The organism is Seonamhaeicola maritimus, assembly GCF_008056315.1.
GTDB classification, from domain to species: domain Bacteria; phylum Bacteroidota; class Bacteroidia; order Flavobacteriales; family Flavobacteriaceae; genus Seonamhaeicola; species Seonamhaeicola maritimus.
Window position 1 is genome coordinate 25,724 of record NZ_VRKQ01000006.1, and the last position, 12,649, is coordinate 38,372.

Genomic DNA, 12,649 nt, shown 5'->3' on the forward strand with positions numbered 1-12,649 from the left:
TAGTTAATAGCAATTACATAGCTAAGAATATTAAATAAAGTAGTTGGGGCTTGGTACTAAAAAGGGAGGTGTAATTGAAATAACTACAATGTAAACTTAGACACTATTATTAATTCTTGAAATACCCACTATTAGGTATTTTTTATAGGAGAAATTTTATTAATACAAAAAAATAGTGCCTGCTAAAAACGAGGATTCGTTCTTAAACAGGCACCTTAATTCTCCCTAAGAACTAATTAATAGCAATGTAAAGTTGCAACTTAATTGCTTATACCACAATACTCAATTTGAGTATTTTTTAGATTTTTCGTACGTTTTTCGACTAAAGGAATAATAAAAAGGGTGTACAACTTACTTTTTACAGGAAATAACTTATTAGATTGAAAGCTACAACAAGTTTCTATTCATTTTTAACATGCCAATAAGCTCTCCGGTGGAAGAAATATTCAATTTTTTAAGAATATTTCTTCTATGTGTATCTACAGTGTTAGAAGAAATTTCAAGTTTTTCTGCTATTTGCTTACTAGAGTAGTCTAAAACCAAGAGCCTAATAATATCTCGTTCCCTATTACTTATGGCATTTAAAAGCTTTTGAGAATAATTATTAAAATATTTGGTTTCATATTCATTTTGCTGATTCAGCAGTTTAGCCGAAGCACAAACCTGCATTTTAATGTTAGGATGCAATACTGTATAATGAGCTAAACCAATAATAGGTTTATGATTTGTATCAAATTCCAGAGGCGTAGTATTTTGAATAATATTTACATATTCATCTTGAGCATTTTTAAAACGGTAATTCCAGGTATAGCTCATTTTAAGACGGTCTTTTCCATCAATTTCTTTTAATGTAAAATTCATGAGCTCATTTAATGCCTGCAACCAACGCTCAATATCCTCTGGATGTATTCTACTCCAAAAATACTTCATACCGCCTTTATCAAACAGCTCTTTATCTAAACCCAAACAAGCATTCATATTTTTACTCACATATTCAAACGATAAATCTTGAGTATTAGTGATACAGAAAAAAGTAGAACTATACGGCAAATAAACATCTAACTCAATTATCTTTTGAATGTGCTTTTCGAGAGAAGGATTATCATAAGACTTAAATATGTCTTGATAAGTATGCTTTATATTCTTTATAATCATTTAATAGCAATTACTCAAATCTACGAAAAAAGAAATAAAGGGGTATATTCTTACTCTACCAAATGAAATTTTAGGGGATAAAGGGATTGGATATCCTAAAGCGAAACCACTACTGCAAGTAAAATTCCTGTATGCTTTCGCATACTTTGTAATTTTTGTTTTCGGAAATTATCACGAGTAAACTCGGATACTTCCAAAAACAAAAATTCCGATTTGAAAATCAAATCGGAATTTTAATTGATGTGGGCGCGAAGGGATTCGAACCCCTGACCCCTTGGGTGTAAACCAAGTGCTCTGAACCAACTGAGCTACGCGCCCCTGTAATTAGGTGTGCAAATATAATCTAGTTTTTAAAACTGCAAAAACTTTTTTAAAGAAAATTTAAATTATTTCGGCCACTACAAAAGTACTACCTCCAATAAAAATAAAGTCTTCCTTCTTAGAATTATTTAGAGCTGCATTATAGGCTTCTTTTACAGAATTATAAGCCTCACCTTTTAGGGCATGTTCATCAAAACACCTTTTTAATGCTTTAGCAGGTAAACCTCTAGATATTTGGGGTTTACAAAAATAATATCTTGCTTCTAAAGGTAACAAATCTACAATTGAATTTAAATCTTTATCACTCACTACACCAAAAACAATATGCAAATTATTAAACTTTTCACTCTTAACTTGCTTCATTACATGGGTTAACCCCTCTCTATTGTGCCCTGTATCACAAACTACTTTTGGTTTATTATTTAAAACCTGCCAACGCCCTAGTAGCCCAGTGTTTTTAATGACATTTAACAATCCTATTTTCAAGTTACTCTCAGAAATTTTATACCCTTTTAAACGTAGTTCCCTAACCGTCTGAATAGCCGTTTTTATATTCTTGAACTGATAGACGCCTTTTAAATCACTTTCTAAATCGGTTTCTACATCTTTATCTGCAAATACAATTTTTGAATTATTATGTTTAGCTAATTCTCTGAATACATTTTTAGTTTCTTGTTGCGTTTCTCCAACTACAACAGGAGTTTTCGGTTTAATTATTCCTCCTTTTTCAACAGCAATCTTTTCAAGTGTATCACCTAAAAATTGTGTGTGATCCATCCCAATATTTGTTATTACCGAAACTTCCGGAGTAACCACATTTGTTGAATCTAGCCTTCCTCCTAGCCCAACTTCAATAATGGCAATATCGACTTTTCGTTTTGAAAAATATTCAAAAGCCATTCCAACGGTCATTTCAAAAAAAGATAACTGATTTTTTTCAAAAAAAGCCTTACTGCGTTTAATAAAACCAATAACAAATTGCTTGGAAACGACTTGTCCGTCAATCTTAATACGCTCTCTAAAGTCTTTTAAATGGGGAGACGTATATAAACCCACTTTATATCCTGCCTCTTGTAAAATAGAAGCCAACATATGGCTTGTAGACCCTTTACCATTGGTTCCTGCCACATGAACCGATTTAAAATTATGATGTGGATTATTTAAGTGTTCTACCAGTAAATGCGTATTATTTAAATCTGCTTTATACGCAGATTTCCCCTGACGTTGATACATTGGCAGCTGAGAAAACATCCAATTGAGAGTATCTTGATATGTCATTAGCTATTGCCCTAATTTAAAGTTTACTTTCACAAAACCTATTTGTTTTGCAGGTGCTTTAGAGTCGGGACGCCATTTATGAGACATGGCTATTTTTTTTGCAGGATCTAACAAACATTGGGCAGTATTAGTAGTACCCTTTACACCGGGAGTTGCATTAACAACATTTCCGTTTCTATTAACCTCTATTCTAACTATAACCATTCCGGATTCGTTACAGTCCTGCTTCATTGTAGTATACCTTGCACTTCCTCTACCATTCAATCCGTAACCAACTCCACCACTTCCAGATCCCGGGTCACCAAAATAACTAGGTGCATACGGATCACCATCTAATTGTCCTTTATCTCCAGCTGTATTATCATTACCTTCACTTCCAGTTTCGGAGCCTTCAGACTTACTAACACCTCCAATTAAAGCATCTAGTTTTTTCTTTTTCTCTTCTTGATCTCGCTTTTCTTTAGCTATTCTTTCGGCTTCAGCCTTTGCCTTTGCTTCGGCCTCAGCTTTTGCTTTTGCCTCTGCCTCTTTTTGCTTTTTTATGGCTATAGCCTCTTCATCTTCTTGGGTTAAAATCTCTTCTTTTACTTCCTCTGCCTTTGTTGGTTGAGAATCTGAAGCCTCCGGTTGCGGTGGCTCATTTATCTCCTTAGGCTCAGACTTTACAGGTTTCTTAGGCTGCACTTTACCCTGACCAACACTTGAGTTTCCAAAGTTAACCGCAACTCCATATTCTTCAGGAGGATCCATATATTGTGGCCCCATAACGAATATCATCAACACTATAATCAAAGTAATCAGCAAGGTGATTTTTGCCGAATCCTTTTCATGTTTTGTCTCAAAATATTTCATTATTTATGACTATTAAAACCCAAAAATATTATTTGGTAGATTTTACTGCTAAAGTTGATTTTATTTTATTCCTATTAGCAATATCCATAATGTAAACAACATGTTTCATTTCTACATCTTGATCTGACCTAATTGTTATTGAAGAAGTACTGCTTCCTTGCATAGCCGTTAGAATAGTACTCTCTAATTGGCTTTTAGGAACCATTTTCATATCTACGAAATACTGATGTTTCTTATTAACACTTACCGATATGTTCTTAACCTGTGTAGTTTTACTAGACGATTTTGGCAGAAGTAAATCTATAGCTTCAGCTGAAACTAAAGTAGATGCAATCATGAAAAAGATTAATAACAGAAATACAATATCTGTCATTGAAGACATATTGAATTCTGGTGTTACTTTATTTCTTCCTCTAAAATTCATATTAGGTAGGTTCGTTTAAATGATCTAAAAACTCCAATGAATTTGCCTCCATTTGATAGACTACTTTATCTGTTCTAACCACTAAATGGTTATAAGCAATGTAAGCTACAATACCAACAATTAAGCCACCAACTGTAGTTGTCATTGCTGTATATAACCCTCCAGCTAAAACATCCATTTGAATAGAACCTCCAGCATTTGCTAGCTCAAATATTGCTAATATCATTCCAACAACTGTACCAAGAAATCCAATCATAGGAGCTGCTCCCGAAATAGTTGCGAGAATACTAACATTCTTTTCAAGACCGTAAATTTCTAATCTACCTGCATTTTCAATAGCTGTATTAATATCGGCTAGTGGCTTCCCTATTCTTGTAATACCTTTTCCAATTAATCTTGAAACCGGAGAATTCACTTGAGCACAAAGTACTTGTGCAGAATCTATTTTGCCGTTACTCACATGGTCTTTAATCTGATTCATAAAATTAGAATCGACTTTAGAAGCCGCCTTAATGGCAAACAATCTTTCAAAATAAATATAACAGGCAAATATTAATAGTAGAAACAAGATAGCTATAATAACTTGTCCCGCAGCACCTCCGCTAGTAATTAACTCAATAATTGAAAGTGTTTTTTCCACTGATTCTCCATCAGCTAAAGCTTCCCCAGCTTCTTGTGCATTTTGTAGGGTTAAAAATGTGCTAAGCATATAATAATAAATTTATTGCAACTGTATAACGTTACATTTTTTGTTAAAGTATAACAAAAAATGTTTTTGATAAAACCTAACTAACAATTATTAGACCAATTAGATAAATCTATTGGAAAATTTACCCAAGAATACCTCGCATTACCATGAATGCAGCAGAACCTACAACAAAACCTATTAAGGCTAACCAAGATATTTTACGTAAGTACCAGAAAAAGTCAATTTTTTCCATTCCCATAGCAACAACACCTGCTGCTGAACCAATAATTAACATACTACCACCGGTACCTGCAGAAAATGCTATAAAATGCCAAAGTTGATCATCTAATGGCTCTGAGAACATCCCTAAACTGGCAGCTACTAACGGTACATTATCAATAACCGCAGAACCTACACCTAAGAACATAACAACCAAATCTGACACGCCACCTTCATGAATTTCAGTTCCTAATCGCGGAGTGCTTTCTCTTAACCAATCTGCAGCACCAAATAAAATCCCTAAAGACTCTAAAGCCGCTACCGCCATTAGTATTCCTAAGAAGAATAATATACTAGGCAACTCTATTTTGGATAATGAATAATGGACTGGACTGTGGTGCGCATGCGCTTCACTTTCCTCAGCATGATACTCTGTTAAACTAAATTTAGAGCTACTATAAATCTCTGCAAAAGTAGCTACAATTCCTAAAGACAACATCATACCTACATAAGGAGGCAAATGCGTAATGGTTTTAAAAATTGGCACAAAAACAATAGCTCCTAGACCTAAATAAAGCATGGTACCGCTAAACTTAGATTTTGGTTTTTCTACACCTTCTTCAATATCCAACTCTCCTTTGAAAGCTGGCAAAAATGAGGCTATTAAAGATGGGACTGCCATACAGAAGAACGACGGTATAAGCAAGTAAGCAATTAAGTTTCCAGTAGTTACTTTATTTCCAATCCAAAGCATGGTAGTTGTTACATCTCCAATTGGAGACCAAGCTCCACCAGCATTAGCAGCAATGATTATTAAACCTGCAAACCAAATTCTCGTATTTCTGTCTTTTACAATTTTTTGAAGAATAGATATAAGTACTATGGTTGCTGTTAGATTGTCAATAATAGCGGAAAGAATGAATGCTAAAATTGAAAAAATCCATAAGATTTTGGTCTTTTTCTTCGTTTTTATAAAACTTTTTATGGTAGAGAAACCATCAAAATAATCAATGATTTCAACAATAGTCATAGCTCCTAATAAGAACACCAAGATTTCTGAAGTTTTACCTAAATGATGCAGTAAAGTTTCTTCCATCAAATGGGTCTTTTCTTCATGACCCAACAATCCGAAATTCTCTAAAAGCGCATGCTTACCTGAATCAAACCATTGCGGAAACGTATCCAGACCAAGAGCTATAAGAGCCCAACAAATGGCCATCATGACCAGAGCAGGAATTAATTTATCAATTTTTATACTATGTTCAAGGGTAATGGCTAAATAACCCATTACAAAAACTAAAATAATCACTGCTTCCATATCTCTTTTTTAAATAAGTTGGTTGAGAGCAATCTCAAAAGCAGTAGCACTCAATCCAGTTTTAGATTGATTTTTGCTATGTACTTTTTCAATAGCTTCTCTAATTATATTTGATGTATCGTTAAAAATTGCTTCGTCTGTCATTTGTACTTTACGCTCCATAAAATATGCAAACACTCTTGCCATTCCACAGTTCGAAATAAAATCTGGAATTAAACTAACGCGGTAATCAGTATGTTCCATAATAGGACCAAAGAAAATTTCTTTATCCGCAAAAGGCACATTGGCTCCACAAGAAACCACCTCAAGGCCGCTATCAATCATTTCATCTATTTGATGAATGGTTATTAAGCGGGACGCGGCACAAGGTGCAAAAATTTGAGTATTGATTGCCCAAATTTTTCTGTTGGCCTCCTCAAACGGAATTAAGTTTTCAGCTGCTAATGTATTACCCTTTTTGGATAGAAAAAAATGACTTATGTCATTAAATGAAAAACCATCCTCATTTATCACGCCACCAGCTATATCAATAATCCCAACTATTTTGGCTCCCATTTGTGATAAATAAAAAGCTGCAGCGGCTCCTACATTTCCAAATCCCTGAACAACAGCTCTTTTCCCTTTTACACTTCCTCCATAAATATCATAATAATGTTTAACAGCTTCGGCAACACCAAAACCGGTAATCATATCTGCAACTGTATATTTTTTGGAAACATCTGGTGAGTAAATAGGGTTTTCAATAACCTTAATAACACCCTGTCTTAACTGGCCAATTCTGTTTATTTTATCTGCTTCGGTAGGTTTAAAATGGCCATTAAAAACACCTTCTTGCGGATGCCAAACACCACTCTGTTCTGTAATAGGAATTACCTCATGTGTTTCATCAACATTCATATCGCCACCTGTACCGTAATAACTTTTTAACAAAGGTGAAACCGCAGCATACCAACGCTCCAACACACCTTCTTTTCTGGGGTCTTTCGGGTCGAAATTAATGCCAGATTTAGCACCTCCAATAGCTGGTCCAGAAACCGTAAACTTAATTTCCATAGTTTTGGCTAATGATAACACTTCATTCATATCTAAACCCTTTCTCATTCGTGTTCCTCCACCAGAAGCACCGCCCCTTAAAGAGTTTATCACTACCCATCCTTCTGCATCCGTAATGGAATCTTTCCAATTAAAAACTATTTCTGGTTCTTTGTTTTCGTATCTTTTTAATAATTCTTTCATTTTTTAATATCATATATTCAACTAAAAGCCAATAATTTGGGTTCTTTAAATAGAAATCCAGAGTAGCTAAAGTTGAGTCATGATTTTTAAATGATTTTTAATTATTAAAGTAACAAATATAAAAAACTTAGTAGCTTAAGTATTAATTTACTGTTATTTTTAAGGAAGAAAAATTATGCCTGAACTGTGATCTTCTGAAGCTCCTGTAACACTCATTAGGCAATTGTTTTCATTTCTAAGTTTTAGCACACCTAAAAATCCAAAAATGAGCGCTTCTTTAAATTCGATAATTTCTTTTGAAGGTAAGATGATTTCGTTCTTAGAATGAACTCTAATTCTTTCTATTAAAAACTGATTATAAGCACCTCCTCCAGTAATTAAAACAGTGCCATCAGGGTTACTCTTAATAGCTTTACCTATCTGAATAGCAACATGTTCTACGAATGTTCTTAGAATTGTATTTATTTTTAGATTGAAGGAATCTATTACAGGTAACACATTCATTTTAACCCATTCTAACCCCAAAGATTTTGGAGGATCTTCTCTATAAAAGTCCAAAGTATTTAGTCGGTCTAATAACTCTAAATTGATTTCTCCTTGAGCAGCTAACTTACCTCCATTATCAAAATCTAGCCCCAATGGTTTTACATAATGATTTAAAACAATATTTACAGGACAAATATCATAAGCTATTCTAGTTTTATTTATTTCAGACGAAATATTTGCAAACCCTCCTAGATTGATACAATAATCATATTCCAAAAACAATAGCTTATCTCCTATGGGCACCAATGGTGCACCCTGACCACCCAATTCCACATCTTGAACTCTAAAATTACATACAACTCTATGATTCAAAAGTGAAGCAATTTGAGACATATTACCTATTTGATATGTTAACTTTTTTTCAGGTTGATGCAATGCGGTATGACCGTGAGAGCAAATGGCGTTAATCTCATCAATACTATGTCTATTTATAAAATCAGTAATTACGGAAGCTAAATGTCTGGTGTAATCTATATCTATTTGATGTAATTCTTCAGAAGAATAAACTACCAAATTCTTGAGTTTTTCTTTCCACTCATCATTATAAGAAACAGTCTCGCTAACATGAATATCAAATTCCCAATTATTATTTAACTTAAAAGATGCATAAATTAAGTCTATTCCATCTAATGATGTTCCAGACATTACTCCTATGATTTTATAACGTGATTTTATCATATTAAACAAAAATAGATATATTCATTAAAAATATCGCACTCAAAATAGTATATTTGTCATTATTTTCTAATGACAAATTTTAATAGGTTATGGATTTTAAGCTTTCCGAAGAACATATCATGATTAGGGATGCAGCTAGAGAGTTTGCACAAACAGAATTGCTACCTGGTGTTATTGAACGTGACAACAAACAAGAATTCTCTGATAAACTAGTTAAGAAAATGAGTGAATTAGGTTTTATGGGTATTATGGTAGACCCAAAATATGGTGGTAGCGGTATGGATACCATTTCATACGTTCTTATCATGGAAGAACTTTCAAAAATTGATGCCTCAGCTTCAGTTATGGTATCCGTCAACAATTCATTGGTTTGTTATGGCTTAGAAGCCTACGGAAGCGAAAAACAAAAAGAAAAGTATTTAACTAAATTGGCATCTGGAGAATGTATTGGCGCATTTTGTTTAAGTGAACCTGAAGCAGGAAGTGATGCCACATCACAAAAAACAACTGCTATAGATAAAGGCGATTACTATTTGCTGAATGGCACTAAGAACTGGATAACTAATGGAGGACGAGCCGATTTTTATTTGGTGATAGCACAAACTGATAAAGACAAAGGTTCTCATGGAATTAATGCCTTTATAGTTGAAAAAGACATGAAAGGATTTCATGTAGGACCGAAAGAAGATAAATTAGGAATACGTGGTAGTGACACGCACACCCTTCAGTTTAATGATGTAAAAGTTCCTAAAGAAAATAGAATTGGAGCTAATGGATCTGGTTTCAGATTTGCCATGAAAACACTTTCTGGAGGTAGAATAGGTATTGCGGCTCAAGCTTTAGGTATTGCACAAGGAGCTTATGAATTGGCTTTAAAATACAGTAAAGTTCGTAAAGCCTTCGGAACAGAAATTGGTAACCACCAAGCCATTGCATTCAAATTGGCTGATATGCACACCGAAATTGCTGCAGCTCGTCATTTAGTCATGAAGGCAGCCTGGGATAAAGACCAAGGAAAAAATTATGACTTATCTAGTGCCATGGCTAAACTATATGCTTCTGAAGTTGCCATGAAACACACTGTTGAAGCAGTACAAATTCATGGTGGGAATGGCTTTGTAAAAGATTATCATGTAGAACGTTTAATGCGCGATGCAAAAATTACTCAGATATATGAAGGCACTTCTGAAATCCAAAAGATTGTAATCTCTAGAAGTATTCTAAGAGATTAACCAAGTTGTCATTCTGAGAGAGGAACGACCGTAAGAATCTGTTGAATGAATTGACAAATACTTTCTTGTATATTCCTAAAACCATGAGATCGTTACGTCACTTTGTTCCTCACAATGACGTCTAATTTGTTATGGATTATTTCAATCATTCTTCAATTCCTCTAAAACCAAACGTAATTCACCATAGCTATATTTTTGATCTACTTGATGTTTTAAATCAGAAATATTTTCAAATGTCTTTTGAGGAATAAGTGATTTTAATTCTTGATAGTGCGTTTCAGAGATTAAATCTGTAACCTTTACTTCGCCGGTAGGAATAAACCCTGCTAAGTGCCCAAAAACAGTATTCTCATTTAGTTCTCTAAAACCAGCAATTTCTTGAACAGATTTACCTTTTTGAAACAAGGCTAAAGACTCCTTTTTAGTGTCACCTTTCTTTCGTTTAGGTTTAATTTCTTCAAAAATATCAATATCTGCAGTCATTTCAATATCGTGCTCTTCGCAATAGGTTCTAATCACCTTTAAAATTAGCGCACCATATTTGTCAACCCGAGTTTTCCCCATACCACCTACTTGCAACAATTCTTGCTTTGTAGTTGGCAATGTTTCACATATCTCATAAAGCGCCTTTTGCGAAAAAATTTGATAATGAATTAAATCTTTTTCTTTGGCAATATCATTTCTTAAAATCCGTAGCTTTTCAAACAGTTCCACATTAGTAGTTCCATCAATAATCGCTTTTCTAGATTTCTTAGGCTTGTCTTTTCCAATAAAAACGGATTTAGCCCTCAATTCCAAAAACTGTTTGGTTTTAAAACCATTAACTAAACCTTTATAATAAGCAGTTTTCACTATTAGTAGCTCCTCAAAAGAATCTAAATGCTTGGTGATTTCTTTTCCTATTGCTTGATTATCGGTTGTAAAAGCAAAAGTTTTTAACGGCTCAGAAATTTTAGTTTCAGTTTCTATCTTAAAATAATTAATTGCCTTAATGAAACGTTTTTGAATAACCTCACTTTCTTCAACCGCTAATATTTCAGATGAAAGTTGATTTAGTTGCGCATTAAACCCATTAGCCACTTTTAATAGGTTTGCAACACATTCTTTTATTGGCAAAAAGATTGCTTCAATTGGTCCTTCAACAACCGTTCTATTTTTATAATAAATATCCAGAATACGATTTAAAGGGTATAAAAATGGATAAAATTCAAAAACCTCTGAAATTAAATCTAACTGAAAATTCTTTTGTGAATCTGTTAAAACCTTCTCATCAGGAGCGTTTTCCTCTGCCTGCTCATTAAAACTTATCACATTCCCATCACTAATAATTTGATTAGAATGTATTTTACTTTTCAATACCAAACCTTCTAATGATTTACACCTACTCAATGCCACATAAGTTTGCCCATGAGCAAAAGCACTTCCTGCATCAATAATGGCCTTTTCAAAAGTTAAACCTTGGCTTTTATGTATGGTAATACTCCAAGCCAAACGTAAAGGCATTTGCGTATAAGAACCTATTTTCTCTTCGGTAATAGCTTTTGTTTCAACATCAACAGAGTAATTTATATTCTCCCAAATTTCAGGGGTCACAATAATATTAAAATCATCATCAGGACAATGCACTACAACTTCATCAGCATCTAAATGTATTACCTTTCCAATCTTCCCATTAAAATAACGTTTCTCTGGGCTGCTATCATTTTTAACAAACATGACTTGGGCTCCAACTTTCAGTTCTAAAGTTTTTTTGTTTGGATAAGAATACTCGGGAAATTTCCCATCAATTTCAGCCCTATAGTTTTGCTTTTTTGTTGTTAGCTTTTCCAACTCTATCCTATTTGTTGCTTCAGCCTTATTATTGTGTGTGGTTAAAGAAATATATCCTTCATTGGGTTCTGGTGTAAAATCAGGAATACACCTTTTATTCAACTCATTAGCCACTTCTTCAGTAAGATTGTTATTCCTAATAGCATTCAGCATCTCAATAAACTTAGGGTTCTCTTGTCTGTAAATATGTTTCAATTCAATGATAATAGCACTACAGGTTTCAAACGCCTTACTACTAAAAAAAAATCCATTTTTATAGACATGTTTTAACAAGTCCCATTCCTGCTCTTTAATTACGGGCGACAATTGTTGCAAATCACCAATCATCAAAACTTGCACACCTCCAAACACCTTGTTTCTATTTCTAAATCGACGTAAGGTTCTATCAATCCCGTCCAGCAAATCAGCACGTACCATACTAATCTCATCAATCACTAAAAGGTCCATCGACTTAATAATATTAATCTTTGTCTTGCTGAATTTCCTATTAAAACCTTTACTCGCATTCAAATCGGTATCCGGCAAAATAGGCCCAAAAGGCATTTGAAAAAATGAGTGTATAGTCACACCTTTAGCATTAATTGCAGCCACACCCGTAGGAGCCACCACTACCAAACGCTTTAAACTATGCATTTTTAAGCGGTGTAAAAACGTGGTTTTACCAGTTCCTGCCTTACCTGTTAAAAAAATAGATCTATTGGTCTGATTTACAAAATCCCACGCCAAGTCGAGCTCCTTATTTTCAGTCATTCTAATGCTAAATTTTAGAACTTGGAAGATAATAATTCTCACTTATAAATATACCGAGCTACTACATAAAAAACAACCTCGTATCCATTTTAGATAAGGGTTTGTTGTTAAATAGTGAGGTT

The 12,649-nt window shown here is 33.8% G+C and carries 10 protein-coding genes and 1 tRNA gene; 1 reads left to right on the top strand and 10 read right to left on the bottom strand.

The genetic code is table 11. The annotated features are described in order from the left end of the window. Nucleotides 1-387 precede the first annotated feature (387 nt). From FUA22_RS00085 to FUA22_RS00125, 9 genes are all read right to left on the bottom strand, one after another. On the bottom strand, nt 388-1,155 hold the full coding sequence (locus tag FUA22_RS00085) for a LuxR C-terminal-related transcriptional regulator (protein ID WP_147765464.1): 768 nt from the start codon (nt 1,153-1,155) through the stop codon (nt 388-390). 243 nt (nt 1,156-1,398) lie between these two features. After that, nucleotides 1,399-1,473 (bottom strand) — tRNA-Val (locus FUA22_RS00090). Nucleotides 1,474-1,536: 63 nt separating this feature from the next. Further along, nucleotides 1,537-2,754: a bifunctional folylpolyglutamate synthase/dihydrofolate synthase gene (locus FUA22_RS00095; RefSeq protein ID WP_147765465.1), complete on the bottom strand. Its 1,218-nt coding sequence runs from the start codon at nt 2,752-2,754 to the stop codon at nt 1,537-1,539. A 3-nt stretch (nt 2,755-2,757) separates the two neighbouring features. Continuing rightward, nucleotides 2,758-3,606 (bottom strand): energy transducer TonB, encoded by an 849-nt coding sequence (locus FUA22_RS00100; protein ID WP_147765466.1) that lies wholly within the window; start codon nt 3,604-3,606, stop codon nt 2,758-2,760. A gap of 28 nt (nt 3,607-3,634) precedes the next feature. Then, a complete protein-coding gene (locus FUA22_RS00105) occupies nt 3,635-4,030 on the bottom strand; it encodes an ExbD/TolR family protein (protein WP_147765467.1) in 396 nt (131 codons plus the stop codon). 1 nt (nt 4,031) lies between these two features. Continuing rightward, entirely contained in the window at nt 4,032-4,739 is a 708-nt protein-coding gene (locus tag FUA22_RS00110; RefSeq protein ID WP_147765468.1) for a MotA/TolQ/ExbB proton channel family protein, read from the bottom strand. A 121-nt stretch (nt 4,740-4,860) separates the two neighbouring features. Further along, entirely contained in the window at nt 4,861-6,255 is a 1,395-nt protein-coding gene (gene nhaD / locus FUA22_RS00115) for a sodium:proton antiporter NhaD (protein ID WP_147765469.1), read from the bottom strand. 9 nt (nt 6,256-6,264) lie between these two features. Then, complete coding sequence (locus tag FUA22_RS00120) at nt 6,265-7,491, bottom strand: Glu/Leu/Phe/Val dehydrogenase dimerization domain-containing protein (protein WP_147765470.1); 1,227 nt, start codon at nt 7,489-7,491, stop codon at nt 6,265-6,267. A 159-nt stretch (nt 7,492-7,650) separates the two neighbouring features. Beyond that, complete coding sequence (locus FUA22_RS00125) at nt 7,651-8,715, bottom strand: anhydro-N-acetylmuramic acid kinase (RefSeq protein WP_147765471.1); 1,065 nt, start codon at nt 8,713-8,715, stop codon at nt 7,651-7,653. A gap of 89 nt (nt 8,716-8,804) precedes the next feature. Here FUA22_RS00125 and FUA22_RS00130 point away from each other — a divergent pair, with 89 nt between their 5' ends. Beyond that, entirely contained in the window at nt 8,805-9,947 is a 1,143-nt protein-coding gene (locus FUA22_RS00130) for an acyl-CoA dehydrogenase (RefSeq protein WP_147765472.1), read from the top strand. A gap of 141 nt (nt 9,948-10,088) precedes the next feature. On the opposite strand, the gene FUA22_RS00135 is transcribed toward FUA22_RS00130, so the two are convergent. After that, complete coding sequence (locus FUA22_RS00135; protein WP_147765473.1) at nt 10,089-12,527, bottom strand: helix-turn-helix domain-containing protein; 2,439 nt, start codon at nt 12,525-12,527, stop codon at nt 10,089-10,091. Nucleotides 12,528-12,649 lie beyond the last annotated feature (122 nt).

Coding starts and splice junctions, on each gene's coding strand:
- FUA22_RS00085 (WP_147765464.1), bottom strand. CDS start 1,155: ATGATTATAAAGAATATAAAGCATACTTATCAAGACATATTTAAGTCT.
- FUA22_RS00095 (WP_147765465.1), bottom strand. CDS start 2,754: ATGACATATCAAGATACTCTCAATTGGATGTTTTCTCAGCTGCCAATG.
- FUA22_RS00100 (WP_147765466.1), bottom strand. CDS start 3,606: ATGAAATATTTTGAGACAAAACATGAAAAGGATTCGGCAAAAATCACC.
- FUA22_RS00105 (WP_147765467.1), bottom strand. CDS start 4,030: ATGAATTTTAGAGGAAGAAATAAAGTAACACCAGAATTCAATATGTCT.
- FUA22_RS00110 (WP_147765468.1), bottom strand. CDS start 4,739: ATGCTTAGCACATTTTTAACCCTACAAAATGCACAAGAAGCTGGGGAA.
- nhaD (WP_147765469.1), bottom strand. CDS start 6,255: ATGGAAGCAGTGATTATTTTAGTTTTTGTAATGGGTTATTTAGCCATT.
- FUA22_RS00120 (WP_147765470.1), bottom strand. CDS start 7,491: ATGAAAGAATTATTAAAAAGATACGAAAACAAAGAACCAGAAATAGTT.
- FUA22_RS00125 (WP_147765471.1), bottom strand. CDS start 8,715: ATGATAAAATCACGTTATAAAATCATAGGAGTAATGTCTGGAACATCA.
- FUA22_RS00130 (WP_147765472.1), top strand. CDS start 8,805: ATGGATTTTAAGCTTTCCGAAGAACATATCATGATTAGGGATGCAGCT.
- FUA22_RS00135 (WP_147765473.1), bottom strand. CDS start 12,527: ATGACTGAAAATAAGGAGCTCGACTTGGCGTGGGATTTTGTAAATCAG.